Source organism: Agromyces sp. NPDC055520 (assembly GCF_053619715.1).
This window is the reverse complement of sequence record NZ_JBSHJY010000006.1, coordinates 12,075-36,296: the sequence shown is the minus strand read 5'-3', so window position 1 is coordinate 36,296 and position 24,222 is coordinate 12,075. Positions and strand designations below refer to the sequence as shown.

Sequence of the window (24,222 nt, the reverse complement as noted above, 5' to 3'; positions counted from 1 at the left end):
CCGCCGGGAGTCCGTGATGGGTTCGTCGCGCGACCCGCGCCACCGACGCCGCGGTCGCGGGAATCGCACCCGTGCGCCACTGGTCGCTCATGCGCGGCATCGTCGCGAAGGCGGGCGACACACCGCCTCGAACTGAACGTCGGGGTCAGGCCTTGGCTGTGGCCGCGTCGACGACGGCGTCGATGAGCGACTCGGCGGTGCGCTCGCGGGCGACGACATCGACCCGGAGGCCGACCTGCGCGGCGTCCTTCTTGGTCTGCGGGCCGATCGCGGCCACGAGGATCGACTCGGGGATCGGCCCGAGCTGCTGCTGCACCTGTTCGGCGACACTGCCCGAGGTCACGAGCACCGCGTTGACCCGGCCCGAGCGCACGTCGTCGGCGACCTTCGGGGCGACCGGCACGCCGATCGTGCGATACGCGACGACCGCCTCGACGTGGTGGCCCATGCGTTCGAGGCCGATCGAGAGCACCTGCTTCGCGATCGCCGAGCGCAGGGCGAGCACGTTCAGCCCGCGCGCACCGTCGGTCGCGGCCTCCCATTCTTCGAGCATGCCCCTGGCGGAGTTCTCTTCCGACGGCACGATGTCGGCCTGGTACCCCGCGGCAAGGAGGGCGGCCGCGGTGGTCTCGCCGACCGCGGCGACCTTCGTCGTCTCGGGGATGACGGCGTCGTACGTCGAGAGCACGTCGACCGTCGTGGCACTCGTGACGGTCAACCAGTCGAAGCCGCCGGCGGCGAGCTTGGCGAGCGCCGCCTCGAGGGCCGGCTGGTCGTCGGTCGGCGCGAAGTTGATCAGGGGGGCGACCACGGGCGCTGCACCGCGGGCGCGCAGCGCCGCGGCGACGCCGTCGCCCCACGGCCCGCCCCGCGGCACGAGCACGCGCCAACCGGCGAGCGGTTTGCCGACGGACGGAGGCAGGTTGATGGCTCCGGTCATCGGTTCGAATTCGCTCACTGCGACCCCTCAGGTGGTGCAAGTTCAGCGGCGCCGTTGCCGAGGAGTTCCGCGACGGCACGCTCTGCGATGTCGCGGGCCGCATCCGCCAGGTCGGCGGCCGAGCGGCTCTCGGGGGTGGCCGCGTGCGAACTCACGAGTCGCCGGGCCCCGTCGGCACTGTACACGGTCGCCGTCAGGAACAGAAGTTCGTCCTCCATGAACGCCGTCGCACCGATCGGGGCCGAGCAGCCGGCTTCGAGACCGGCGAGCACGAGACGTTCGGCGAGCACCGTGGCACGCGTCAGCTTGTGGTCGACCGCCTCGAGCGCGTGCTCGAGCGCACGGTCGCCGGCCTCACGACGCACCTCGATGGCGAGCGCGCCCTGGCCGGGTGCGGTCGGCCATTCGTCGAGCGACAGCAGGTCGGTCACCGCGTCGGAGCGGCCGAGGCGGCCGAGCCCGGCGGCGGCGAGCAGCACGGCGTCGAGGCTCGGCACGTCGCCGAAGACGTGGTCGAGCCGGGTGTCGATGTTGCCGCGCAGGTCGACGGCGACGACGTCGGGGCGGGCGGCGCCGAGCTGGGCGATGCGTCGCGGCGAGCCGGTGCCGACCCGCGCGCCCTCGGGCAGAGTCGCGAGCGTGAGCCCGTCGCGCGCGCAGAGCGCGTCGCGGGCATCGGCGCGCTTGGGCACCGCGCCGAGACGCAGCCCCTCGTGCTCGGCGGTCGGCAGGTCTTTCAGCGAGTGCACGACGACGTCGCACTCGCCGGCGAGCAGCGCCTCTCGAAGCGCCGCGGCGAACACGCCCGTGCCGCCGATCGTGGCGAGCGACGCTCGCGAGGTGTCGCCCTGCGTCGTGATCGGCACGAGCTCGATCTCGGCCCCCGCGGCGGCGGCGAGCCGCTCGGAGATCTGCCGGGTCTGCGCCATCGCGAGGGCGCTGCCCCGGGTGCCGACGCGGATGACGGGGGTCATCGTGGCGTCGCCTCCTCGGCGACCGGTTCGACGACCGACCCGCCGGCGATGCGGGCGTGGTCGGGCCACGGCCCGAGCGCGGTGAGGTGCGGCCGCTCGGCGTCGGGCACGTCGTTCACGCGCTCGAACACGAGGTCGACGAGGCCCGAGACGTATGCGGGGTGCACGCCGGGCGTCGGCACGCGACGCACCTTCAGCCCGTGCTCGCCGGCGGTCTCGACGGCCTCGTTGTCGAGGTCCCACATGACCTCCATGTGGTCGCTGACGAAGCCGAACGGCACGATGACGATCGCCTCGGTGAGGCCGCCGGCGGCGAGCTCGGCGATCGCGTCGTTGATGTCGGGCTCGAGCCACGGCGTGCGCGGGTCACCCGATCGCGACTGGTACACGAGCGACCACGGCGAGTCGGGCGCGGCCGCCTCCGAGACGACGGATGCCACGGCGAGATGCTGCGCGACGTAGGCGCCGCCCGGTCCGAACGAGGGCCCCGAGGCATCCGCTGCACTGTTCGGAATCGAGTGCGTGACGAACAGCAGGTGCGTTCGCTCGGGCGCGACCCCCTCGGCGGTGAGCGACCCCGCGGCCTCCTGCACGCCGTCGATGAAGGGCTGCACGAAGCCGGGGTGGTCGAAGTACTCGCGCACGCGGTCGATCGCGACGTCGGTGCCGGCGGTCGCCTTCTCGAAGTCCTCGCGGTACTGGCCGACGCCCGAGTAGCTCGTGTAGGCGCTCGTGACGAGGCCGAGCAGCTCGGTGTGCCCGTTGGCCGACGCTTCACGCACGACATCGCCGAAGTACGGCGCCCAGTTGCGGTTGCCCCAGTACACCGGCAGCTCGATGCCGCGCGCGGCGAGCTCGGCCTCGATGGCGGCCTTCAGCTGCCGGTTCTGCTCGTTGATCGGGCTCACGCCGCCGAAGTGGCGGTAGTGGTGGGCGACCTCTTCGAGCCGCTCGTCGGGGATGCCGCGGCCCGCGGTGACGTTGCGGAGGAAGGGGATGACGTCGTCTTGGCCCTCGGGGCCGCCGAACGACGAGAGCAGGATCGCGTCGTAGTGGGCCATTACTGCAGCACCTCCACGAGCTCGGCGGTCGAGATGCGCCGGCCCGTGTAGAACGGCACTTCTTCGCGCACATGGCGACGGGCGTCGGTGTCGCGCAGCTCGCGCATGAGGTCGACGAGCTCGGTGAGCTCGTCGGACTCGATGGGAAGCAGCCACTCGTAGTCGCCGAGCGCGAAGGCGCTGACGGTGTTGGCGATCGCCCCGCGGAAGGCGGCGCCCTTGCGACCGTGGTCGGCGAGCATGCGGCTGCGCTCTTCCGCCGGCAGGAGGTACCACTCGTAGCTGCGCACGAAGGGGTAGACCGTCAGCCACGACTTCGGCTCGAGCCCGCGCAGGAACCCGGGTACGTGCGACGTGTTGAACTCGGCGTCGCGGTGCACGCCCATGGCGTTCCACGTCGGCAGCAGGTGCTTCAGGATGCGGGCGCGGCGGAGCTCGCGCAGCGCCCACTGCAGGCCCTCGGCGGTCGGGCCGTGCAGCCACAGCATGACATCGGCGTCGGCGCGGAGGCCTGAGACGTCGTAGATGCCGCGGAGCGTGACCCCCTCGTTCTCGACGAGCGCGATGACGCCGTCGAGCTCTTCGACGACGCGGCGCACGTCGTGGCCGTCGTAGTCGTCGGGTCTCGCCGGATCCCGGCGGAACACGGCGAACACCGTGAAGCCCTCGGGAGAATCGGCGGTTTCGGAAGCGGGACGGAGCGCGTCGGCTGCCGCTTCGGCAGCGGGGGAAGACATGCCTCCAGTCTCCCCCTTTCCGCGTGATCGGCCAAAAGGGAGTCCACCGCGCCGCGGTCGTCATCACCCGTGCCGGCGCCGGCGCGGACGAATCGGGCACGTACGCTCGTCGGATGAGGATCTGGTCGCTGCACCCGCGCTACCTCGATCGCCAGGGGCTGACCGCCTGCTGGCGCGAGACGCTGCTCGCGCAGGCGGTGCTCGAGGGCGCCACGCGCGGATACACGCAGCACCCGCAGCTCGAGCGGTTCCGCGCGGCGCCCGACCCGCTCGGCGCGATCGGCGACCACCTCGCCGGCATCGCGGAGGAGGCGACCGCCCGCGGCTATCGCTTCGACGGGAGCAAGGTGCATCGACGGAGCACGCCCCCGGTGCGGCTCGACGTCACGAGCGGTCAGCTCGCCCTCGAGTGGGAGCACCTGCTCGGGAAGTTGTCGATGAGGAGCCCCGAACTGGCGCTGCGGTGGGCCCTCGTCGAGTCGCCCGACGCGCATCCGCTGTTCGTCGTCGTCGACGGGCCCGTGGCGTCGTGGGAGCGCGCGACCCGGCCCATCGCCGGAGGAGTGCCGCCTCAGTCCTGATCGAGCTCGGTCGCGCTGAGCGCGTCGAGGAACCTGATGACGACCTCCCGCTCGTCGGAGGTGAGGGCGGCCGCGGCGTCGAAGCGCCGGGCGTGCAGGCGCCCGACCGACTCGCGCGCGACGATGCGCGTGGCGTCGGTGACCGAGATGGCGAGCGCACGTCGATCGCTCGGATGCGGTGCGCGCACGATGTGGCCGCCGCGTTCGAGGCGGTCGAGGAGCTTGGTCGTCGATGCGCTCGAGATGCCGAGGTACTCGCTGATCGCGCCCGGGGTGGCGATCTCGCCCTGATTGCGGGCGGCGATGAGGAATCGCAGCGCGCGCATGTCCGTGGCGTTGAGCTTCATGTACTTGCTCGACGCCTCGCTCATCCGACGCTCGGCCTCATGCCAGCCGCGAAGGCTCTGCATCACGCGCACGATCTGATCGAGCTGCTCGTCGTCGAGGCCGGCACGGTTCACGAGTTCCTGGTCGTGGTCGGAGATGCGGGGATCGTGCATCGCGGCGGCGATGTCGTGCCGCGTCTCCCGCTCACTTGCCATGGAGTGATTCTAGCCAGTCATGTATATTTCTCGCTAAGCTAACTACTAGCCAAAGCAGTTAAGACTGGAGTCACCATGACCCTCAGCGACATCGAAGAGGTCGTACTGCTCGACGCCGACGACCGGGCCATCGGCCGCGCGCCGAAATCGAGCGTGCACGGCGCAGACACCGCGCGCCACCTCGCCTTCTCGTGCCACGTGTTCAACGAGCGCGAGGAACTCCTCGTGACCCGCCGCGCCCTCTCGAAGCAGACCTGGCCGGGCGTCTGGACCAACTCGTTCTGCGGCCATCCGGCGCCTGCGGAGACCCTGGTCCACGCGATCCGCCGCCGCGGCGAGTTCGAGCTCGGACTCCTGCTCGACGGCATCGAGCCGGTGCTCCCGTTCTTCCACTACCGGGCGACGGATGCCTCGGGGCTCGTCGAGAACGAGCTCTGCCCCGTGTACACGGCGTATGCGGCCTCCGAACTCGAGCCGCATCCCGGCGAGGTCATGGACTTCGCGTGGGTGGCGCCGCAGCGACTCGCCTCGGCGATCGAGCACGCTCCGTGGGCGTTCAGCCCCTGGTTCGTGCTGCAGGCGCGACTGCTGCCGTTCCTCGGCGGTTCCCTCGACCACTCCCTCGCCCGCCCCGTCGACGGGCGCGAGGCCATCGCATCATGATCGGCGCCACGCTCGATCGGCGGATCGACGGCGGGGTCGCCGTCGCGGAGTTCCTCGACGACTTCTTCGCCCGGCAGCTCGAACGGGCGGCGATGCACGGCGACGACTACGTGCGGCTCTGGGTCGCCGCACGCGACGGCGCCGCCGGAGGCAAGCGCATCCGACCCGAACTCGTGCTCGCCGCGCACGCCGCCTTCGCCGGTTCGAACACTGCGGAGTCGGTGCGGCTCGCCTCGGCGTTCGAGCTCCTGCACACGGCGTTCCTCGTGCACGACGACGTGATCGACCACGACCTCGTGCGCCGAGGCGCACCGAACGTCGCGGGGCGCTTCGCACTCGACGGCGTCGCCCGCGGGCTGACGACCCGCAGGGCGAACGACTACGGCGAGGCATCGGCGATCCTCGCCGGCGACCTCCTCATCGCCGGCGCGCTGCGAGCGGTCGCCGAGCTCGAGGCTCCGCGGCGGGTGCGTGCCGCCCTGCTCGAGATCGTCGACGAGTGCGTCTTCGTCGCGGCGGCGGGCGAGCACGCCGACGTGCGCCAGGCCGGCGCGGCCCCCGGCGAGCGCGACATCCTCGCCATGATCGAGAACAAGACCGCGTCGTACTCGTTCAGCGCCCCGCTCCAGGCGGGGGCGGTGCTCGGCGGGGCATCCGATGCGGTCGTCGCACGACTCGGCGAGATCGGCCGCCATCTCGGCGTCGCGTTCCAGCTGCGCGACGACCTGCTCGGCGTCTACGGCTCGCCGGAGGCCACCGGCAAGTCCGTGCTCTCCGACCTCCGCGAGGGCAAGGAGACCCTGCTCATCGCCTACGCCCGAGTGCACCCCGACTGGACCCGAGCCGCCGAGGGGTTCGGGAATCCGGAGCTCGACGACACCGGCGCGGCGCGGCTCCGCCGGGTGATCGAGTCGAGCGGAGCCCGTGCCCGCGTGGAGCGGCTCATCGATGCGCGCTGCGCGGCCGCCGTCGCCGCGATCGCTGGGGCGGATCTGCCGCACGGCCTGCACGACGCACTGACCGTCACCGCCGGCACCTGCACGGAGCGTGCACGATGACCGCGGCACCGACCGGGCTCGCGCTCTACGACCGCACCGCGCACCTCGGCTCCGCCCAGGTGATCTCGCACTACTCGACGTCGTTCGGACTCGCGAGCCGCTTGTGCTCGCGCCCGGTGCGCGACCACCTGGCCGACGTCTACGCGCTCGTGCGCATCGCCGACGAGATCGTCGACGGACCGGCCGAGGAGGCGGGGCTCGCGCCGGATGAGCGGCGTGCGATGCTCGACGCGCTCGAGGTCGAGACCGAGCAGGCGATCCTCCGCGGCTACAGCTCGAACCTCGTCGTGCACGCCTTCGCGCGCACCGCACGCACCACGGGGTTCGGACCAGAGCTGACCCGCCCGTTCTTCGCATCGATGCGGCGCGACCTCGATCCGGTGGACTTCGACGAGGCCGAGCTCCGCGAATACATCCACGGCTCGGCCGAGGTCGTGGGGCTGATGTGCCTGCGCGCCTTCAGCGAGGGGATCCCCGACGACGCCGAGCGCGACGCGCGCTGGCAGCGCGGCGCCCGCCACCTCGGCGCCGCGTTCCAGAAGGTGAACTTCCTGCGCGACCTCGCCGACGACTACGGTTCGCTCGGCCGCCGCTACTTCCCCGGCATCGACCCCGCGCGCCTGAGCGAGGCCGACAAGCTGCGGCTGCTCGACGACCTCGATCGCGACCTCGCGATCGCCGGCGAGGTGATCGCCGAGCTGCCGAGCGGATGCCGCAGGGCCGTCGCCGCCGCGCACACCCTGTTCTCCGCCCTGTCGTCGCGGCTCCGTCGCACGCCGGCGCGGGAACTGCTCATGACGAGGGTCAGGGTGCCGACGCCGCTGAAGCTCGTGCTGATCGCGAGGGCCGCAGGGGCGCCGTCGCGACGCTCGTCCGTCGTGACCGCGAACGCTCGCGTCCCGCTGCCCGGAGCGCCCGCATGAGCCGCGTCGCGATCGTCGGGGGCGGCATCGCCGGCCTCGCGACGGCGGCGCTGCTCGCTCGCGACGGGCACGAGGTCACGGTCTACGAGGCGAACGACGTCGTCGGCGGTCGCGCCGGACGGTGGGACGCCGGGGGCTTCCGATTCGACACCGGCCCGTCGTGGTACCTCATGCCCGAGGTGTTCGAGCACTTCTACCGGCTGATGGGCACGAGCGCCGACGCGGAGCTCGACCTCGTGCGGCTGGAGCCCGGCTACCGGGTGTACTTCGAGTACCGCGTGGAACCCCTCGACCTCGTGGCCGATCGGGTCGCGTCCGCCGCGGCGTTCGAGGCGATCGAGCCGGGCGCCGGGCGCCGCCTCGAGCAGTACCTCGACTCCGCCGAGGAGACGACGCGGCTCGCACTCGACCACTTCCTCTACAACGACTTCTCCTCGCCGGGCACGCTGCTCGTGTCGCCGGTGCTCCGGCGTCTCGGTCGACTCGGCCGACTGCTGCTGCAGCCCCTCGACCGCTTCATCGCCGGCCGGTTCCGCGACGAACGCCTGCGCCAGGTGCTCGGCTACCCCGCCGTGTTCCTCGGCACCTCTCCGTCGGCCGCGCCGAGCCTGTACCACCTGATGAGCCACTTCGACCTCGACGACGGGGTCTTCTACCCGCAGGGCGGATTCCGCGAGGTCATCGACAGTGTCGCGCGACTGGCGCAGCGGGCCGGGGCGCGCATCGTGACGAACGCCCGGGTGACGAGCATCACCGTCGAGTCGGGCGCCGCGCGCGGCGTCGTCGTCGACCGGCAGGGAACGACGCACGAGGTCGAGGCCGACCTCGTCGTCTCGGCGGCCGACATGCACCACACCGAGACGGCCCTGCTGCCGCCGGAGTCGCGAAGCCGATCGGATGCCGCGTGGCGCCGAGCCGATCCCGGCCCGGGCGCGGTCCTCGTGATGCTCGGCGTGCGCGGCGAGCTGCCGCAACTGCTGCACCACACGCTGCTGTTCACCGACGACTGGGCGGAGAACTTCGACCGCATCTTCGGCAGCACGCCCTCGGTTCCCGACCCGGCGTCCCTCTACGTGTGCCGGCCGAGCGCGACCGACCCGTCGGTGGCGCCGCCGGGCCACGAGAACCTCTTCGTGCTCGTGCCGGTGCCCGCGGACCCTGCGATCGGCCGCGGCGGCATCGACGGCGGCGGCGACGACTCCGTCGAGCGCATCGCCGACGCCGCGATCGCCCAGATCTCGGCCTGGACGGGCGTGCCGGACCTCGCGGATCGCGTGGTGGTGCGCCGCACCATCGGCCCCGGCGACTTCGAGTCCGACTTCAACTCGTGGCGGGGGTCTGCGCTCGGACCGGCGCACGTGCTGCGCCAGAGCGCCTTCCTGCGGGGGCGGACCGCATCGAACGCAGTGCAGGACCTGTACTTCGCCGGAGCGACCACCGTGCCCGGCATCGGCCTGCCGATGTGCCTGATCAGCGCCGAGCTCGTGGCGAAGGCGCTCCGAGGCGAGCGCGGCGCGGGCCCGATGGCCGAGCCCCGGGTTCGGAGCGTGCCGGCATGAGCCTCGTCTACCTCGGCGTGCTGCTCGCCGGCATCGCGTGCATGGCGTTGCTCGACGCCCGGTTCCACCTCGTGTTCGGCGACCCGGGTCGACGCGTGCAGGCGATCGTCGTGCTCGGAGCAGGACTCGTGTTCTTCCTGGCCTGGGATGTCGCGGGCATCGGCCTCGGCATCTTCCACCGTGGCGAGAACGCGGTGAGCACCGGCATCCTGCTCGCCCCGGAGTTGCCGCTCGAGGAGCTCGTGTTCCTCGGGTTCCTCTGCTACCTGACACTCGTGCTCTACACGGGCACGCTGCGCCTGGTCGCGATGAGGCGGGTGCGTCGGTGACCTACCTGCTGCTCTCGGCCGCGTTCCTCGCGGTGGCGGCCGTCGTCGCGGCGATCGGGTGGCGACGCGCGCCGCGCGGCCACGGTCGCGCCGTCACGATCTCGGCACTCGTGCTCGTGCTGCTCACGATCGCGTTCGACTCGATCATGATCGCGACGGGCCTGTTCGACTACGCCGATGCGCACATCTGGGGTGTCCGCCTCGGCCTCGCCCCCGTCGAGGACCTCGCGTACCCGATCGCCGGCGTCCTGCTCCTCAGCGGGCTCTGGAACCTCATGGGGGAACGACCCGATGCCGACTGAGACCAGCCGCAGCGCGATCGCCGACCTCCTCACCGCCTCGCGGCCGCTGAGTTGGGTGAACACCGCGTTCCCCTTCGCGGCCGCGTACCTGCTCACGACGCGCGAGATCGACATCGCGTTCGTCGTCGGCACGCTCTTCTTCCTGGTGCCGTACAACCTCGCGATGTACGGCGTGAACGATGTCTTCGACTACGCCTCGGATGCCGCGAACCCGCGCAAGGGCGGCGTCGAGGGGGCCCTCCTCGCGCCGGATCGGCACCGGTCGACCATCGTCGCCGCGATCGCGATCTGCGTGCCGTTCGTCATCGTGCTGCTCGCGCTCGGCGACCCCGCGTCGTGGGCGGTGCTCGCGGTGAGCCTCTTCGCGGTCGCCGCCTACTCGGTGCCCGGCCTGCGCTTCAAGGAGGTGCCGTTCCTCGACTCGCTGACCTCGAGCGTGCACTTCGTGAGCCCCGCGGTCTACGGTCTCGTGCTCGCGGGTGCCGCGTTCACCCCTCCCCTGCTCTCGCTGCTCCTCGCGTTCCTCGCCTGGGGCGTCGCCAGTCACGCCTTCGGCGCCGTGCAGGATGTCGTGCCCGACCGTTCCGCGGGCATCGCCTCGATCGCGACCGCGCTCGGGGCACGCAACACGGTTCGGTTCGCGATCGCCATGTGGGCGGCCGCGGGCGTGCTCATGCTCGCCACGTCGTGGCCGGGCCCGCTCGCGGCGGTGCTCGTGGTGCCGTACATCGCCGCGGCCGCACCGTTCGCGAGCGTCACCGACGCGTCGTCGGGCCGCGCGAACGCCGGGTGGCGGCGCTTCCTCGCCATCAACTACGTCGTCGGATTCCTCGTCACGATGCTGCTCATCTGGTACGCCGCCCTCACGGCGTGACCCTCACCCGCACGGTGCTCGGCGCCGAAGCTCTCGAGCGTGATCGGCCTGAGCTCCGAACGGATGCCGCGGCATCCGTTCAATGGAGCAGCCGCGTGAATCGGAAGAACGCGAAATCTTCGATCGGCAGCAGCTCGATGCCCGAGAACCCCGCCTCGCTGGCGTACCGCTCGAGGATCGACTGGCGCATCACGGTTCCCGTGCCGACGGACCCGGGTATGGACAGCCCATCGGGCAGGCACATGAAGATGCTGTACCCGTACATGATGCGCTCGACATCGTCGCCGTCGGGTGCGAACGCGTCGGCCACCGCCTCATCCATGATCACGACCTCGCCGTCGCGCTTCACGGCCCGCCTGATCGAGGACAGCACCTCGACCGGGAACGGCATGTCGTGCAACGCCTCGAACACGAACACCGCGTCGAAGACGGCCTCCTGAGGCATCCCCTCGCCCGCGACGTGGTGGAACCGCACCCGGTCACCGACGTGCGCCTCATCGGCGTGTCTGCGTGCCGCGACGACCGATTCGGCGTCGACGTCGAAACCCTCCACCCGCGCGGACGGGTAGGCCCGTGCCATGGCGATCGACGACCATCCGTGCCCCATTCCGATGTCCGCGATGCGCGCGCCGGGCCGCGAGAGCACGTCGTGCAGCGACGGAACGCTCGCGAGCGCGTCGCCGAGCCTGTGCAGGAACCACGGCCGGTTGATGTCGCGCTGCGCCCATCGCGCCTCGTCTCCGAGCTGCGCCCACGAGACGCCCCCACCCGACCGGTACGCCTCGAGCAGCGGCCCGAGTTGCGCGCCGACCGCGGCGATGAAGCGTCCGAGGGGAGCGACATGGTCGAGCGAGTCGGGATTCACGAGGGCATCGGCATGCGCCGGCGGCAGGGCGAATCGGCGAGCGGATGCCTCGGACCCGGCGTCGTCGACGGTGAGGATGCCGTAGACCGCCTGCTGCTCGAGCCACTCACGGGTGTAGCGAGTGCGGATGGGTCGAGCGGCCCTCCGTCGGCGAGCGCACGGTACCAGCCGAGCCGATCGCCGAGGTGGATGCTGAGCAGTTCGAACGCTCCGAGCATGTCGCCGAAGACACGCTCCGCGAAGGCCGTCGTCGCGTCGCCGTCCCGGGCACGAGCGTCGTATCGGTCTGTTCCGTCGCCGCGTCGCCGTCCCCGGGCACGAGCGTCGTATCGGGCTGTTCCGTCAAATCGACGGCTCCTTCCTTCCAGCCCGGCGCGATCGCGTCAGGCGCCGATGAGGAGTCTCGTGGAGTGTTCGAGGTGCTCCCGCACGGCCTCGCCGCCGCGGGTCGGGAGCTCGTCGAGCAGCGAGCGGTGCTCCTCGATGAGGCTCTCGAGGGTGTAGTGCGGTCGCACGTGCAGGAGGAACAGCAGCAGCTCGCTGCCGAGCGCCGAATGGGCCTCGATGATGCGAGGGCTCGCCGACGCCGCCACGATCGCCCGGTGGAAGTCGGCATGGATGCGCTCGGCCTCGAGCCAGTCGTCGTCATCATCGTCATCTTCGGTGGTGGAGGCATCTCGCGCGAGCGAGTCGAGCCTCCCGAGCGCGTCTCGCGCCGGCGCCAGCACAGGATCGGGCCACACCTCGCCGTAGCGCTCTCCCACGATGCGCACGGCCTCGACCTCGAGCGCCGCGCGCAGTTGCTGCAACGCGATCACCTGGGCGCGGTCGAAGCTCGTCACCCGCACCCCGCGGTACGCCTCGGCGACGGCGAGCCGCTCGGCGACGAGCCGCTGGAACGCCGCGCGCACGGTGTGCCGCGAGACGCCGTACTGCTCGGAGGCGGCCTCTTCACGCAGCGGAGTGTCGGGCGGCAGCACCCCGCTCAGGATGTCGGCGCGAACGACCGCGGCGACGCGGTCGACGGAGGTTCCGGTCGAAGCCGGGAGGCCCGGATCGTGTGCTGGCGTCGGCATCGTGGCATCCGCTCGCTCTGGTTCGCTTCGACTCGCGGCGCGATCAGTCGAGCTTCGAGCGCACGATGAGCCACACCCCGATGCCGACGAAGGCCACGACGCCGACGGCGGCGACGACCGCCGCCACTGGCTGCTCGTCGGCGAAGCGGCGCAGCCTGCGCTTGGCTCGCTCGGTGCGGATGCCGACCTGCTTGGGCACGTTGAGCTTGTCTTCGAGGGCGTTCAGCGTCTCGGCGAACTCGGCACGCGCCTGCTGCGACGCCTGCTTCGCCTGCAGGCGGGTGAGGTTGCGTTCGCGAGTGGCGGCGTCGCGCTTGGAGGGTCGGGGGCCGGGGGCGTCAGTAGCGGCGGTCATAGTCACCCGTTCCCTTCAGGGCGTCGAGATCGGCCTTCAGGCTCTCGACCGACTCGAGGGGCTCCGAACCGCGCTTGAAGTTGACGTAGGCGATCCACAGCAGGACCGCGATGATCAGGAGCAGCACCCCCGACACGGTGAGTGCGGCCGCCCATGCGGGCATCACGAGCGCGAGCGCGAAGATCGCGGTCGTGATGAGGGTGAAGAGCAGGAACACGCCGACGACGGCGGCGCCCGCGACGAGCCCCGAGCCGATGCCGAAGTGCTTGACCTTGTACGAGACCTCCGCCTTGATCTGGTCGATCTCGGCGCGAACGAGCGACGAGATCGTGTCGGGCAGGTCGCCGATCAGCGTGAAGAGGGAGCGGTCGTCGTTCGAGGGCGCGGTCATCGCGTGGTCACCTCCACGGTCATGAGTCGGATGCGGCGGGCTTGGCCTTGCCCGTCGTGCTGCGCTTCGTCGGAGCGCGCTTCGCAGCGTTCTTCGCGGTGCCGGTACTCTTCGCAGCGTTCTTCGCGGTGCTCTTCGCACCCGATGCACCGGCCGAAGCGGCCTCGGCCGCGTCGTCGATCACCTCGTCGAGCGCGGAGGCCGCACTGTCGACGGCCGACTTCGCCGCGGCGGCGGTCTTCGAGACGTTCCGCTTCGCGGTCTCGGCGGCACTGTCGACGTCGCTCCTCGTGGCGCCCGCACCGCGGGTCGCGTTGCCGATGAACGACTTCACGCCGTCGAGCACGGTGTCCGAGAGGTCGCCCGCCTTCTCAGCCGCGAACCCCTTCACGGCGCCGACGCCCTGCTGCACGACGGGCGTGTTCCACACGCCCTCGGCCGCCTTGCGGATCTGCTCGTAGCGCTCGCGACCGGCGCGCGTGCCCAGCACGTAGCCGACGCCGAGCCCCACGACGAAGAGGATCTTGCCCTTCATGTGCACCCCATCTCCCCCTGTGGACGACCACAGCGACGATTCCAGCGTAGACCCCGCGGCAGGCGGCGCAAGGGGGTTGCGCCGAAATATTCCGTTTCGGCTATGCGTTGCCGTCGGACTGCACCCGGCGATGCCGGATGCGTCGTGCGGCCTCGAGCGCATGCGGCACGACCGAGGCGAGGCCGGTGCCGGCGACCCACGATCCCGCCGCCTCGATGCCCGGCTCCGCGGCGAGCGCGTCCTCGAGTTCGCGCACCCGGTCGTGCTGGCCGACGGTCGCCTGCGAGAGGGCATCGCGCCACTGCGAGCGGCCAGCGGCACGAAGCATCCGCTCGTCGAGGGGCACGCCCAGCAGCGCAGAGGCGTCGACCAGCGCGAACTCGACGGCCTCGGCGTCGGATCTTCCGTCGAGCGGGTTCGCCGTGCCGGCGCGTCCGTACGAGAGACGCACGACGTGACGGCCGCCGGCCGCCTCGGCGAGCCACGACCACTTCGCGGTCGAGTGGGTGAGGGCCTTCGCCGTCACCCCGGGCGCGTCGGCGGCGACGAGCACGCCGGTTCCGCGCGGGGCGGCATCGAGCGCGGGCGCGTCGAGCACGAGGGTGACAAGCTCGACGGATGCCGCGGCGGGCCACGCCGCACTGCCGGAACCGCTCGTCTGCGCCCAGCCGTCGAGGGCGGCGTCGACCAGGGCGAGCGCTGCATGGCCCGAGGCGGCGAGCACGACGTCGGGGGCGGTCACGAGCAGCTCGCCGGCCTCGGTCGAAGCGGTGACGCGCCATCCGGATGCCTCCTCCGACGTCGCAGCCGACGACGCGGCGACGCGCTCGCGGGTCTCGGCATCGCGCTCGAGCCCGGTGACCTCGGCGCCGCGCACGATCGTCACGTCGAATCGGGCGAGCTCGCGTTCGAGGGCGTCGACGAGCCGATGCATCCCGCCCCGAAGACCGCGCACTGCGCCGCCGGCCCTGCGTTCCTCGACCAATTGACCGACGCCGCCCGAGAGCGAGCCGGTGCGCGTCATCGCCTCGTTGAGGCCGGGCGCGACGACGTCGAGGTCGAGATCGTCGGGGCTCGTCGAGTAGACGCCCGCCGAGATCGGCGTGACGAGGCGGTCGAGCACGGGCGCGCCCATGCGCTCGCGCACGAGCTCGCCGAGGCTGCGGGCGCGGCCGATGCGGAGGATGGGCTTGACGCGGTCGAGGTAGGCGCGGATCGCGCCGTTCCAGCCGATGATGCGCCGCACGTCGTCGCCGAGCGGGTTCGCCGGGATGCCGAGCATGCCCGTCTTCGGCAGCGGAGCCGCGTCGAGGCCGCGCCTGCCGGGCCAGACGAGCCAGGCGCCCGCCGGATTCGGCTGCTCGATGTCGACGTCGAGGCCGAGCGAGCCGAGCAGTTCGGCGACGGCGCCGCCCCGGGTCGCGAACGATTCGGCGCCACTGTCGAGGGTCAGGCCGTCGAGCTCGATGCGGCCGACGCATCCGCCCAACTCTTCGCCGCGTTCGAGCACGGTGACCCGCAGGCCGACCTTGGCGCACTCGAGCGCGGCGACGAGCCCGGCGACCCCGCCGCCGACCACGACGACATCCGCGTTCGCCCGCGCGCTCGCTGCTCCTGTTGCCCGTTCAGGGGATTCTTGCGACACGCCGTCGCGGGCCGGGGCGCCGACGGCGTGTCGCCCAGAATCCCCTGATCCGGCAACGGTGGAAGGGGTGCCGGTGGTGGGCGTGCCGGGGGTGCCGGGGGCGGGAGCCGGGCGGTCGCTCATGCCGAGGCCTCGTGCACGAGGTCGACGACGCGCGTGAGCACGGTCGGGTCGGTCTCGGGCGGCACGCCGTGGCCGAGGTTGAAGACGTGGGCGGGCGCCGCCTCGCCGCGGCGCAGCACCTCGCGCACGGCGGCCTCGAGCACGGGCCACGGGGCGGCGAGCAGGGCGGGGTCGAGGTTGCCCTGCAGCGGCACCCCCGCGCCGACGCGTGCGGCGGCGACGTCGAGCGGAATCCGGTAGTCGACGCCGACCGTGTCGACGCCGATGCCGTGCATCGCGCCGAGCAGCTCGCCCGTGCCGACGCCGAAGTGCACGACGGGCACGCTGCGGGTCGTCGGTGCGACCGCGCCCGCGGCGGCGGCGGCGGGCCCCGAGGCATCCGTCGTCTCATAGGCGAGGTCATGCACGTGGGCGAGCGCCTTCGCCGACGCCGGCGCGACGTGCGCCTCGTAGTCGGCGAGCGAGAGGGCACCGGCCCACGAGTCGAAGAGCTGGGCGGCGGATGCCCCGGCGAGCACCTGCGTGCGCAGGAAGCGGCCGGTGAGCTCGGCGGTCCAGTCCATGAGCGCGCGCCAGGCGCCCGGGTCGGCGTGCATGAGGGTGCGTGCCGCGAGGTGGTCTTTCGACGGGCCGCCCTCGGTGAGGTACGCCGCGAGGGTGAACGGGGCGCCCGCGAAGCCGATGAGCGGGGTCGGCGTGCCGGAGCGAACCTGCCCTGAGCCCGTCGAAGGGTCGGTCGTGTTCAGCTCGGCGACCGTGCGCGCGACCGCCTCGGTGATGGGGCCGGATGTCTCGTCGAGCAGTGCCGGGTCGATCGCCGTCAGCTCGGCGACGCCGGCGGCATCAGCGTAGGCCCGGCCGAAGACCGGGCCGCGACCCGGCTGGATCTCGACGTCGACGCCCACGAGCTTCAGCGGCACCACGATGTCGCTGAAGAAGATGCCGGCGTCGACACCGTGCCGACGCACGGGCTGCAACGTGATCTCGCTCGCCATCGCGGGGTCGAGACACGCGTCGAGCATTCGCGTGCCGACGCGCAGATCGCGGTACTCGGGCAGCGAGCGCCCCGCCTGCCGCATGAACCACACGGGTGCGACGTCTGAGCGCTCTCCTCTATATGCGCGAACGAGGCGCGAGTCGGAGGTGAGGCCGGCGGAGAGCGGGTGCTGCGGAGAGAGAATCACACAAGCCATTCTCCCGCACGGGGCTGAGTGCAATAAAAAGGTTGCACTCTCCATCCAGCAGTGCAACCATTGCATTGCACATCAATCGGGCATGGCAATCGAGGAGGACGCATGAACAGCACCACGGGATCGCTCGACCGCATCGAGCAGCAGATCGACATCGACGCCACCGCGCAGCGCGTGTGGGACCTCGTCTCCACGGCAGGCTGGTGGATCAACGACGATCGCATCGTCGAGCACCGCATCGAGCAGCAGGGCTCGCGCGTGGTCGTCCACGACGACAAGCACGGCGACTTCACGCTCGCGATCGAATCGTTGGATGCCCCGAGGTACGCCGCCTTCCGCTGGTTCAACGCGACCCCGGGGGCCGTCGAACCCGACCCCGAGCGCGACCCGCTCGTCTCGACGCTCGTCGAGTTCTGGATCGAGGAGCGCACCGACGGCGGCGTCGTGCTGCGCGTCGCCGAGAGCGGCTTCGAGGGCCTCGACCGCAGCGCCGAGGAGCGCCGCCGCATGTTCGACGGCAACACCGAGGGCTGGGCGATCGAGCTCGGATTCGCGCGCGACCACCTCGCGAACGAGTCCGCCGTCGACCTCGCGGCGGGCCGATGACGATCGGCACCGAGAGCCTCCCCGCCGCGTTCGCCGCCCTCGGCGACGACACGCGGTGGGGGCTCCTGCAGCGCCTCGGCACCGCCGCCGCCTCGGCGACCGCCCTCGCCGCCGAACTGCCCATCAGCAGGCAGGCCGTCGCGAAGCACCTCGAGGTGCTCCGGGAGGCGGGCCTCGTCGAGACCGAGGCGCACGGCCGGGAGGTGCGCTACCGCGCGATCGGATCGCGCCTCAACGCCCTCGCCCGAGACCTCGACACGCTCGCGCAGGGCTGGGAACGCCGCCTGCTGGCGATCAAGGCCGCAGCGGAGGAGTGACCGCAGCCGATTCGTTCGGAGGCCTTACATTCATCGGGGCATGAGCGCTATGGTCGAAGCGTTGTGCGCCCCCGAGCACGACGACGCACGAGTCACCCACCCGTGCGCCTCCGCACCCACGGAGAACCCAGGTACCCGATGTCGTGTTGCAGCCTGCCCGCCCGAGCCGCCCGGTGAACGCCGCCGCGCCGCATCGCGCCGGCATCACCTTCCTCGTCGCGGCCGCCGCCGCGATCGTCATCGGCGGCCTCATCGCCGGCTCCGGATTCCTCGAGCGCTACATGCTGAGCCTGCCCGAGATCCCCGGCGTCGAGCGCATCACGGTCGTCGTCTCCGCGGCCGCGATCCTCGGCGTCGTGGTCTGGATGTTCGTGCGCCTCGGCGAGCGCACCCGCGCCAACACCCGTCGCCGGGCACTCGAGGCGAGCGTTCGGGGCGAGGTGAGCTGCGGCATCCGTCGTCGTGAAATCGTGGCGAGTCTCGCTGAATTGACGGCGGATGACGCGCAGCCCACCCGACTCGCAGCGCGCTACTCGATCGTGGCCGACGAACTCGGCGTCGCGTTCTGGAACGGCGGGCGCCGGCCCCGGCGCGCGGCGCACTTCGCCTGGCGAGAGGTCCGCAGCATCCGCAGCGATTCGATCGTGGCCGGCGGTTCGGTGCTCTCGGTGCTCGAGTTGCGCGTGCGCCGCAACGGCATGAGCGTCGAGCTTCCGATCGTGCTCGCCGACCGCCGCCTCGGTCGGTACGCACTGTCCGATGCGCCGTTCTACGCGGTCGTGCGCAGCTGGAAGGCCAAGCATCGCGAGGCGCTCGCGGCCGAGGGCCTCGAGCTGCCGCCGCTGACCGCGCCGATCCAGATCATCCGGCAGGGCGCGGTACTCGCCGGCCGCTGAATTTCGAACGGAGTCCCGCCGGGCGAACGCGGATTCGACGGCGGGTAGAATCGCCCTCGTGCTCATCTGCCTGACCGCGAGTCACAAGAACGCCGGGTTCGACATGCTCGAACGGCTTTCGGCGACCGCGGACGCCGCAGGCCCCCGCATTCGCGGCGGCCACGCGGCCGTGCAGGGTGCCGTCGTCGTCGCCACATGCAACCGCTTCGAGGCCTATCTCGACCTCGACGCGGCCGAGGGTGAGTCGCCCGTGCCGGCCGTGCACGAGGCGATCCGTTCGGTGGGGGCCGTCGCGGGGCTCGAACCCGATGAATTGCGCACGACCTTCGGCTTCGTGCACGGCAACGCCGTCGCCGACCACCTCTTCGCGGTCGCCTCGGGGCTCGAATCCGTCGTCATCGGCGAGGGCGAGATCGCCGGGCAGGTGCGCCGCTCGCTCGAACGCGCCCGTGCCGAGGGCACGACGACACCAGACCTCGAGCGCCTGTTCCAGCGTGCATCGCAGATCTCGCGCAGGGTGAAGAACGAGACCGGCATCGGCAACGAGGGCCGATCGGTCGTGCGCCTCGCCCTCGAACTCGCCGAGAGCCGCGTCACCGATTGGGCCGCGACGCGCGTGCTGCTCGTCGGCACGGGCCGGTTCGCGGGCGCCTCGCTCGCGGCGCTCCGCGACCGCGGTGTCACCGACGTACGGGTCTTCTCCCCCTCGGGCCGCGCCGCGAAGTTCGCCGCGAGTCACGGCATCGAGGCCGTCGGGCGACGCGACGTCGCCGTGGCGGCAGCGGGATCCGACGTCATCGTCACGTGCACCACGGCCGAGCACCACGTCGTCGACCGGGCGCTGCTCGTGGCGGGGCGGGCGCGGGTCGCGGGAGTTGGTGGCGCGGCTGAGGGTGCGGCATCCGCCCGCCCCGCGGCATCCGCTCGGCCGCTCAGCCGTGTCGACGACGCGGCCGACGCGCCCGTCGAACGCCAGCTCGTGATCGACCTGGGGCTGCCACGCAATGTGGCGCCCGACGTCGTCGAGGTGCCCGGTGTCGAGCTGCTCGACCTCGAGACGATCCGCATCCACGCCCCGCTCGAGGAGTTCGGGGCCACCGATGCCGCGCGCGCCATCGTCGGCGGCGCCGCGCGGGCGTTCGGCGAGGCCCGCGAAGCGCAAGAACTCGCACCCGCCGTCGTCGCCCTGCGCCGCCACGTCTTCGACCTGCTCGACGGCGAGATCGAACGCGCCCGCTCACGCGGCGACGCCGACGGACGCACCGAAGAAGCCCTGCGCCACCTGGTCGGCGTGCTGCTGCACACCCCGATGGTGCGGTCGCGCGAACTCGCGCGTGACGGCGAGCAGCAAGCCTGGATCGACGGCATCGCCGCGGTCTTCGGCGTGACTTCCGAGGTGGATGCCGCGGGGCAGGTGCTGCCCGCACCAGGCCGTGTCGGGGGCGCGCGCTACGCTTCGTGACGATGCACGAGAACGCACCTGAGACCCAGACATCGAGTTCTGCCGTGGTCGGCGCTGCGGGGGCCACGGCCGGCGCGACCACGGCCGGCTCGCTCGACCGTGCCGCGGCGGCCGCTGCCGACGGTCCGCCCGCGCTTCGCTTCCCGTTCGATGCGGGCATGTTGTCGGCGACCCCGATCAGCACCGAGCGTCTCGTGCTGCGACCGCTCGAGGCATCCGACGCCCCCGATGTGTACGAGTACCAGCGCATTCCCGAGGTGCTCACCTATCTGCCGTGGCCCGAGCGCGATCAGGCCGAGGCGTACGAGCACACCGCGACGCGCGCGGCCGGTCGTGTGCTCGCGGGCGACGGCGACTTCTTCGTGCTCGCGATGACGTTGCCCGGCACGCCCTCGACGGGCGCGGGTGCGGGTCTGACAGACGGCGAGGGCGCCCGGGTGATCGGCGACATGATGGTGCGCGTCTCGAGCGTCAAGCACGCCCAGCTCGAACTCGGCTGGGTGGTGCACCCCGACTTCCAGGGCAAGGGCTATGCGCTCGAGGCCGCGGCGGCGATCCGCGACTTCGTGTTCGGCACGCTGCATCCGCATCGGGTGCAGGCGTTCCTCGATGCGCGAAACGGGTCATCCGCCGCCCTGTGCGAGCGGCTCGGCATGCGGCGTGAGGCGACGATCCTCGAAGAGCAGTACAACGACGGCGAGTGGCAGGACACCGCGGTGTACGGCGTACTGCGGCGAGAGTGGGCGGCGGCACGGGCGTAAGGGGCCCCTTCCGCCCCCGCCTCCTCCGCCCCTCCGTCCTTCCTCATTTCACCTCCCGCTCACCCTCTCTCCACAGAGTTATCCACAGGTTGTGGAACGTATGTTCGAATGTCGGCGGCTCGCGAGACAATGAAGCATGACCGAAACGCTCCCCGACTACGGCGGCATCGCTGCAGTGCTGTCGGCGAGCGCGGGCGTTCCGGGGGCATTCAGCACGCTCGACGATGCTGCGCTCCTGAAGTCGGTCGAGGCGATCACGGCGTTGCGACACGAGGCTGAGCGAGCACAAGCGCTCGCGGCCGCCGAGGTCGTTCGGCGGTCCAAGGTCGCGTTCGGCATGCACGGGCTCGCGCAGCGCGCCGGTCACGCGAACGCGGGTGGGTTGCTGCAGTCGATCACCCATGCGTCCAAACGTGAGACCACCACGCTCATCGAAGTCGGCCAGATGGTTTCCGAGACTGAGGCCGCGGTCGAACTCCGCGCCGCACGCCGCGATGATCCCGAACTCGCAGGGCTCCTGCCTGAACCGGCGACCCCGTGGTTCTCGGAGTTGGCCCGAGCCGTCGCCGACGGTCTGGTGACGGTGGCGGTCGCCGATGCGATTCGATCCGGGCTCGGTGAACCGGGCGGCGACGCCGATGAACCGTTGCTCGCCGCCGCACTTTCAAGCGTGATCGCCGAGTGTCGAAACCTTCACGCCGATGCTGCGCGACGGCTCGCCCGACAGGCCCGTGACGGCATCGATGCGGCCGGCGTAGCGGCGCGGGCGGAGCACCAACGCGACGCGCAGTTCTGGCGGGTGTGGGTGAAGGCAGACGGCATGGTTCGCGGCGAGTTCGAACTCGACGCCGAGAGCGGCATGCTCGTCAAGAGTGTGTTCGATCAGCTCACCCATCCGCGGCGCTTGCCCAGGTCGGTGCGGCGCGGCTTCGGCGACCCGGTTCGGGGTGATGCCTCGTACGCGGCGGTGCGGGCGACTCGTGAGCGCGATGCCGCCGAAGGGCTCGTGCAACTGCTTCGTGCGGGCGCGAGTGTCGACCCGTCACGGTTGCTCAACGAGAAGAAGCCGTTGGTGCAGCTCGTCGTGAACGAACACGCACTCCGCACCGGAGACGGCACGGGCATCATCGAAGGGCATCCCGACCGCATCCCCCTCGCCGATGCTCGGGCAGATCTCTGCGAGGGCTCGCACCCGTTCCTCTTCAACGAAGACGGCGTCTGCATCGACCTCGGTCGCGACCGGCGACTCTTCAGCGCAGCACAGAAGGCGGCGCTCGCGGTTCGCGACGGCGGCTGTTTGGATCCCGACTGCACCCGGCCGCCCTCATGGTGCGAAGCGCATCACATCGACCATTGGTTGCGAGACGACGGTCGCACCGATCTCGCTAGCGGCATCTTGCTCTGCCGACGCGACCATCTTCGCTATCACAACCAGGGCTGGGAGGTGCAGCGCATCGGCGCGCACTACTGGCTCATCCCGCCGGCGTCGGTCGATCCCGATCAGACGCCGAGGCTGATGCGGTCGAAGACGCCCGCCGACATCATGAATCCGGTCGATCCGGCGCGCCTGCGCCAAGCGGCCCGGCCACCCGACACGAAGTCCAGCACCGGGGTCGAGGTGCAGGCCTGGCCCGAACACGCCGTCTCAGCCGCGGGGTAGAGCTCTGCCCGTTGTACCGGGACGCTGGTAGTGTCGCACGGCTTCTGCCACGCAGTGCAAGAGAAGCAGCGCAGCGCAAGCAGTGCGGTGCAAGCAGCGCAGCGCAAGCAGTGCGGTGCAAGCAGCGCAGTGCAGTGCAAGCAGTGCGGTGCAAGCAGTGCGGTGCAAGCAGTGCGGTGCAAGCAGTGCGGTGCAGCCGAACTCTGGGCCCGCTCTGCCTGCCGTCCTTGCTGCTCGACCGACACCGCAGCGCTGGTGCACCGCGCGCAGACCAAGCTCTGGGCGCTACGCCCCGAGCAACCGCGCTGCCAAGAAACCCTCGAGCTCGGCGAGCGGCACTCGCACCTGCTCCATGCTGTCGCGCTCACGCACGGTCACGGCGTTGTCGTCGAGCGAGTCGAAGTCGACCGTGATGCAGAACGGCGTGCCGATCTCATCCTGACGACGGTAGCGGCGACCGATGGCACCGGCGTCGTCGAAGTCGACGTTCCAGTGCTTGCGCAGCGACGCCGCCACTTCGCGAGCGAGGGGCGACAACTTCTCGTTGCGGCTGAGCGGCAGCACGGCCGCCTTCACCGGCGCGAGACGCGGGTCGAGACGCAACACCGTGCGGGTGTCGACACCGCCCTTCGCGTTCGGCACCTCTTCGACGTGATACGCGTCGACCAGGAACGCCATGAGCGAGCGGGTGAGACCGGCCGCGGGCTCGATCACGTAGGGGATCCAGCGCTCGTTCTTCGACTGGTCGAAGTACGAGAGCTCTTTGCCCGAGTGCTCGGAGTGCGTCGTGAGGTCGAAATCGGTGCGGTTCGCGACGCCCTCGAGCTCGCCCCACTCGCCACCCGTGAAGCCGAAGCGGTACTCGATGTCGACGGTGCGCTTCGAGTAGTGCGAGAGCTTGTCTTTCGGGTGCTCGAAGCGGCGCAGGTTCTCAGGGTCGACACCGAGGTCGACGTACCACGCCCAGCGGTAGTCGAGCCAGTACTCGAACCATTCGTCGTCGGTGCCGGGCTCGACGAAGAACTCGAGCTCCATCTGCTCGAACTCACGCGTGCGGAAGATGAAGTTTCCGGGCGTGATCTCGTTGCGGAACGACTTGCCGATCTGGCCGATGCCGAACGGCGGCTTCATGCGCGAGGCCTGCAGCACATTGGCGAAGTTCGTGAAGATGCCCTGAGCGGTCTCGGGGCGGAGGTAGTGCAGCCCCGATTCATCCTGAACCGGGCCCAGGTAGGTCTGCAGCATCATGTTGAAGTCGCGGGGAGGCGTCCACTGGCCACGGGTGCCGCAGTTGGGGCAGGCGATGTCGGCCATGCCGTTCTCGGGGGCGCGGCCCTTCTTGTCTTCGAAGGCCTCGAGCAGGTGATCTTCACGGAAGCGCTTGTGGCAGTGCAGGCACTCGACGAGCGGGTCGGTGAAGACGCCGACGTGCCCGGAGGCGACCCACACCTGCTTCGGCAGGATGACGCTCGAGTCGAGACCGACGACATCGTCGCGACCGGTGACCATGTACCGCCACCACTGCCGCTTGATGTTCTCTTTCAGCTCGACGCCGAGGGGCCCGTAGTCCCACGCGGAGCGGGATCCGCCGTAGATCTCGCCGGCCTGGAAGACGAAGCCCCGGTGCTGGGCGAGGGCGATGACGGACTCGAGACGGCTGGGTGCGGCCACGGTGGCTCCAATGGTCCTGGGATCGGGCGAATTGTCGGAATCGGGGGTGAGGCCGGAAAACGACACGGTGTCACCATCCTACGGGCGGGCGCGTGAGAGCTCGAACGAGTGCCGGTTCGCCGCTTC

Annotated in this window: 27 protein-coding genes; 14 read left to right on the top strand and 13 right to left on the bottom strand. The window is 71.1% G+C overall.

Annotated elements, in window-relative coordinates:
* Positions 1–145: 145 nt before the first annotated feature.
* Genes ACWGST_RS04870 through hemQ form a run of 4 tightly spaced genes read right to left on the bottom strand, consistent with a single transcriptional unit; the run spans position 146 to position 3,712 of the window.
* Positions 146–940 carry a uroporphyrinogen-III synthase gene (locus ACWGST_RS04870; protein ID WP_452045601.1) on the bottom strand — a complete coding sequence of 265 codons (795 nt, stop codon included), beginning with the start codon at positions 938–940 and terminating at the stop codon, positions 146–148.
* A 14-nt stretch (positions 941–954) separates the two neighbouring features.
* Complete coding sequence (hemC, locus tag ACWGST_RS04865) at positions 955–1,914, bottom strand: hydroxymethylbilane synthase (protein ID WP_452045522.1); 960 nt, start codon at positions 1,912–1,914, stop codon at positions 955–957.
* Positions 1,911–2,975 (bottom strand): ferrochelatase, encoded by a 1,065-nt coding sequence (locus ACWGST_RS04860; RefSeq protein WP_452045521.1) that lies wholly within the window; start codon positions 2,973–2,975, stop codon positions 1,911–1,913. Before ACWGST_RS04860 ends, hemC begins: the two co-directional genes overlap by 4 nt.
* A complete protein-coding gene (gene hemQ, locus ACWGST_RS04855) occupies positions 2,975–3,712 on the bottom strand; it encodes a hydrogen peroxide-dependent heme synthase (RefSeq protein WP_452045520.1) in 738 nt (245 codons plus the stop codon). Before hemQ ends, ACWGST_RS04860 begins: the two co-directional genes overlap by 1 nt.
* Positions 3,713–3,825: 113 nt before the next feature.
* On the opposite strand from hemQ, the gene ACWGST_RS04850 reads away from it, so the two are divergent.
* Complete coding sequence (locus ACWGST_RS04850) at positions 3,826–4,293, top strand: pyrimidine dimer DNA glycosylase/endonuclease V (RefSeq protein WP_452045519.1); 468 nt, start codon at positions 3,826–3,828, stop codon at positions 4,291–4,293.
* Here ACWGST_RS04850 and ACWGST_RS04845 read toward each other — a convergent pair.
* Positions 4,284–4,835, bottom strand: a complete 552-nt coding sequence (locus ACWGST_RS04845) for a MarR family winged helix-turn-helix transcriptional regulator (RefSeq protein WP_452045518.1) — start codon at positions 4,833–4,835, stop codon at positions 4,284–4,286. The genes ACWGST_RS04850 and ACWGST_RS04845 overlap by 10 nt on opposite strands.
* 75 nt (positions 4,836–4,910) lie before the next feature.
* Between ACWGST_RS04845 and idi the strand changes: the two genes are divergently transcribed.
* The 7 genes from idi to ACWGST_RS04810 are packed head-to-tail and all read left to right on the top strand — an operon-like array spanning position 4,911 to position 10,543.
* Entirely contained in the window at positions 4,911–5,498 is a 588-nt protein-coding gene (gene idi, locus ACWGST_RS04840) for an isopentenyl-diphosphate Delta-isomerase (protein WP_452045517.1), read from the top strand.
* Positions 5,495–6,556, top strand: a complete 1,062-nt coding sequence (locus tag ACWGST_RS04835; RefSeq protein WP_452045516.1) for a polyprenyl synthetase family protein — start codon at positions 5,495–5,497, stop codon at positions 6,554–6,556. The genes idi and ACWGST_RS04835 overlap by 4 nt, the downstream gene beginning before the upstream one ends.
* Entirely contained in the window at positions 6,553–7,479 is a 927-nt protein-coding gene (locus ACWGST_RS04830) for a phytoene/squalene synthase family protein (RefSeq protein WP_452045515.1), read from the top strand. Before ACWGST_RS04835 ends, ACWGST_RS04830 begins: the two co-directional genes overlap by 4 nt.
* Positions 7,476–9,038, top strand: a complete 1,563-nt coding sequence (crtI, locus tag ACWGST_RS04825; RefSeq protein WP_452045514.1) for a phytoene desaturase family protein — start codon at positions 7,476–7,478, stop codon at positions 9,036–9,038. Before ACWGST_RS04830 ends, crtI begins: the two co-directional genes overlap by 4 nt.
* Positions 9,035–9,367 carry a lycopene cyclase domain-containing protein gene (locus tag ACWGST_RS04820; protein WP_452045513.1) on the top strand — a complete coding sequence of 111 codons (333 nt, stop codon included), beginning with the start codon at positions 9,035–9,037 and terminating at the stop codon, positions 9,365–9,367. Before crtI ends, ACWGST_RS04820 begins: the two co-directional genes overlap by 4 nt.
* Entirely contained in the window at positions 9,364–9,669 is a 306-nt protein-coding gene (locus ACWGST_RS04815) for a lycopene cyclase domain-containing protein (RefSeq protein ID WP_452045512.1), read from the top strand. The genes ACWGST_RS04820 and ACWGST_RS04815 overlap by 4 nt, the downstream gene beginning before the upstream one ends.
* On the top strand, positions 9,659–10,543 hold the full coding sequence (locus ACWGST_RS04810; protein ID WP_452045511.1) for a prenyltransferase: 885 nt from the start codon (positions 9,659–9,661) through the stop codon (positions 10,541–10,543). The genes ACWGST_RS04815 and ACWGST_RS04810 overlap by 11 nt, the downstream gene beginning before the upstream one ends.
* A gap of 79 nt (positions 10,544–10,622) precedes the next feature.
* Here ACWGST_RS04810 and ACWGST_RS04805 read toward each other — a convergent pair whose 3' ends face one another.
* The 7 genes from ACWGST_RS04805 to hemE form a co-directional block, all read right to left on the bottom strand.
* Positions 10,623–11,408, bottom strand: a complete 786-nt coding sequence (locus ACWGST_RS04805; protein ID WP_452045510.1) for a class I SAM-dependent methyltransferase — start codon at positions 11,406–11,408, stop codon at positions 10,623–10,625.
* 383 nt (positions 11,409–11,791) lie between these two features.
* Positions 11,792–12,484, bottom strand: a complete 693-nt coding sequence (locus tag ACWGST_RS04800; protein WP_452045509.1) for a GntR family transcriptional regulator — start codon at positions 12,482–12,484, stop codon at positions 11,792–11,794.
* Between the two features lie 43 nt (positions 12,485–12,527).
* Positions 12,528–12,839, bottom strand: a complete 312-nt coding sequence (locus ACWGST_RS04795; RefSeq protein ID WP_452045508.1) for a DUF3618 domain-containing protein — start codon at positions 12,837–12,839, stop codon at positions 12,528–12,530.
* Entirely contained in the window at positions 12,823–13,230 is a 408-nt protein-coding gene (locus ACWGST_RS04790; protein ID WP_452045507.1) for a phage holin family protein, read from the bottom strand. Before ACWGST_RS04790 ends, ACWGST_RS04795 begins: the two co-directional genes overlap by 17 nt.
* A 19-nt stretch (positions 13,231–13,249) precedes the next feature.
* Positions 13,250–13,765 (bottom strand): hypothetical protein, encoded by a 516-nt coding sequence (locus tag ACWGST_RS04785; protein WP_452045506.1) that lies wholly within the window; start codon positions 13,763–13,765, stop codon positions 13,250–13,252.
* A 100-nt stretch (positions 13,766–13,865) separates the two neighbouring features.
* Entirely contained in the window at positions 13,866–15,533 is a 1,668-nt protein-coding gene (locus ACWGST_RS04780) for a protoporphyrinogen/coproporphyrinogen oxidase (RefSeq protein WP_452045505.1), read from the bottom strand.
* On the bottom strand, positions 15,530–16,726 hold the full coding sequence (hemE, locus tag ACWGST_RS04775) for a uroporphyrinogen decarboxylase (protein WP_452045504.1): 1,197 nt from the start codon (positions 16,724–16,726) through the stop codon (positions 15,530–15,532). The genes ACWGST_RS04780 and hemE overlap by 4 nt, the downstream gene beginning before the upstream one ends.
* Positions 16,727–16,828: 102 nt before the next feature.
* Here hemE and ACWGST_RS04770 point away from each other — a divergent pair, with 102 nt between their 5' ends.
* The 6 genes from ACWGST_RS04770 (at position 16,829) to ACWGST_RS04745 (ending at position 22,425) form a co-directional block, all read left to right on the top strand.
* Complete coding sequence (locus ACWGST_RS04770) at positions 16,829–17,329, top strand: ATPase (RefSeq protein WP_452045503.1); 501 nt, start codon at positions 16,829–16,831, stop codon at positions 17,327–17,329.
* Positions 17,326–17,646 carry an ArsR/SmtB family transcription factor gene (locus ACWGST_RS04765; protein WP_452045502.1) on the top strand — a complete coding sequence of 107 codons (321 nt, stop codon included), beginning with the start codon at positions 17,326–17,328 and terminating at the stop codon, positions 17,644–17,646. Before ACWGST_RS04770 ends, ACWGST_RS04765 begins: the two co-directional genes overlap by 4 nt.
* Before the next feature lie 143 nt (positions 17,647–17,789).
* Entirely contained in the window at positions 17,790–18,542 is a 753-nt protein-coding gene (locus tag ACWGST_RS04760; protein ID WP_452045501.1) for a hypothetical protein, read from the top strand.
* A gap of 58 nt (positions 18,543–18,600) precedes the next feature.
* A complete protein-coding gene (locus ACWGST_RS04755; RefSeq protein ID WP_452045500.1) occupies positions 18,601–20,004 on the top strand; it encodes a glutamyl-tRNA reductase in 1,404 nt (467 codons plus the stop codon).
* 2 nt (positions 20,005–20,006) lie between these two features.
* On the top strand, positions 20,007–20,765 hold the full coding sequence (locus tag ACWGST_RS04750; RefSeq protein ID WP_452045499.1) for a GNAT family N-acetyltransferase: 759 nt from the start codon (positions 20,007–20,009) through the stop codon (positions 20,763–20,765).
* 136 nt (positions 20,766–20,901) lie between these two features.
* The gene (locus ACWGST_RS04745; protein ID WP_452045498.1) at positions 20,902–22,425 is read left to right on the top strand and encodes a DUF222 domain-containing protein; all 1,524 of its coding nucleotides are present in this window, start codon (positions 20,902–20,904) and stop codon (positions 22,423–22,425) included.
* Between the two features lie 285 nt (positions 22,426–22,710).
* On the opposite strand, the gene ACWGST_RS04740 is transcribed toward ACWGST_RS04745, so the two are convergent.
* Positions 22,711–24,096 carry a glycine--tRNA ligase gene (locus ACWGST_RS04740; protein ID WP_452045497.1) on the bottom strand — a complete coding sequence of 462 codons (1,386 nt, stop codon included), beginning with the start codon at positions 24,094–24,096 and terminating at the stop codon, positions 22,711–22,713.
* Between the last annotated feature and the right edge of the window lie 126 nt (positions 24,097–24,222).

What these genes read in the sequence shown, in the direction of transcription:
- ACWGST_RS04870 (WP_452045601.1), bottom strand. Translation starts at nt 940, where the DNA reads ATGACCGGAGCCATCAACCTGCCTCCGTCCGTCGGCAAACCGCTCGCC.
- hemC (WP_452045522.1), bottom strand. Translation starts at nt 1,914, where the DNA reads ATGACCCCCGTCATCCGCGTCGGCACCCGGGGCAGCGCCCTCGCGATG.
- ACWGST_RS04860 (WP_452045521.1), bottom strand. Translation starts at nt 2,975, where the DNA reads ATGGCCCACTACGACGCGATCCTGCTCTCGTCGTTCGGCGGCCCCGAG.
- hemQ (WP_452045520.1), bottom strand. Translation starts at nt 3,712, where the DNA reads ATGTCTTCCCCCGCTGCCGAAGCGGCAGCCGACGCGCTCCGTCCCGCT.
- ACWGST_RS04850 (WP_452045519.1), top strand. Translation starts at nt 3,826, where the DNA reads ATGAGGATCTGGTCGCTGCACCCGCGCTACCTCGATCGCCAGGGGCTG.
- ACWGST_RS04845 (WP_452045518.1), bottom strand. Translation starts at nt 4,835, where the DNA reads ATGGCAAGTGAGCGGGAGACGCGGCACGACATCGCCGCCGCGATGCAC.
- idi (WP_452045517.1), top strand. Translation starts at nt 4,911, where the DNA reads ATGACCCTCAGCGACATCGAAGAGGTCGTACTGCTCGACGCCGACGAC.
- ACWGST_RS04835 (WP_452045516.1), top strand. Translation starts at nt 5,495, where the DNA reads ATGATCGGCGCCACGCTCGATCGGCGGATCGACGGCGGGGTCGCCGTC.
- ACWGST_RS04830 (WP_452045515.1), top strand. Translation starts at nt 6,553, where the DNA reads ATGACCGCGGCACCGACCGGGCTCGCGCTCTACGACCGCACCGCGCAC.
- crtI (WP_452045514.1), top strand. Translation starts at nt 7,476, where the DNA reads ATGAGCCGCGTCGCGATCGTCGGGGGCGGCATCGCCGGCCTCGCGACG.
- ACWGST_RS04820 (WP_452045513.1), top strand. Translation starts at nt 9,035, where the DNA reads ATGAGCCTCGTCTACCTCGGCGTGCTGCTCGCCGGCATCGCGTGCATG.
- ACWGST_RS04810 (WP_452045511.1), top strand. Translation starts at nt 9,659, where the DNA reads ATGCCGACTGAGACCAGCCGCAGCGCGATCGCCGACCTCCTCACCGCC.
- ACWGST_RS04800 (WP_452045509.1), bottom strand. Translation starts at nt 12,484, where the DNA reads ATGCCGACGCCAGCACACGATCCGGGCCTCCCGGCTTCGACCGGAACC.
- ACWGST_RS04795 (WP_452045508.1), bottom strand. Translation starts at nt 12,839, where the DNA reads ATGACCGCCGCTACTGACGCCCCCGGCCCCCGACCCTCCAAGCGCGAC.
- ACWGST_RS04790 (WP_452045507.1), bottom strand. Translation starts at nt 13,230, where the DNA reads ATGACCGCGCCCTCGAACGACGACCGCTCCCTCTTCACGCTGATCGGC.
- ACWGST_RS04785 (WP_452045506.1), bottom strand. Translation starts at nt 13,765, where the DNA reads ATGAAGGGCAAGATCCTCTTCGTCGTGGGGCTCGGCGTCGGCTACGTG.
- ACWGST_RS04780 (WP_452045505.1), bottom strand. Translation starts at nt 15,533, where the DNA reads ATGAGCGACCGCCCGGCTCCCGCCCCCGGCACCCCCGGCACGCCCACC.
- hemE (WP_452045504.1), bottom strand. Translation starts at nt 16,726, where the DNA reads ATGGCTTGTGTGATTCTCTCTCCGCAGCACCCGCTCTCCGCCGGCCTC.
- ACWGST_RS04770 (WP_452045503.1), top strand. Translation starts at nt 16,829, where the DNA reads ATGAACAGCACCACGGGATCGCTCGACCGCATCGAGCAGCAGATCGAC.
- ACWGST_RS04765 (WP_452045502.1), top strand. Translation starts at nt 17,326, where the DNA reads ATGACGATCGGCACCGAGAGCCTCCCCGCCGCGTTCGCCGCCCTCGGC.
- ACWGST_RS04750 (WP_452045499.1), top strand. Translation starts at nt 20,007, where the DNA reads ATGCACGAGAACGCACCTGAGACCCAGACATCGAGTTCTGCCGTGGTC.
- ACWGST_RS04745 (WP_452045498.1), top strand. Translation starts at nt 20,902, where the DNA reads ATGACCGAAACGCTCCCCGACTACGGCGGCATCGCTGCAGTGCTGTCG.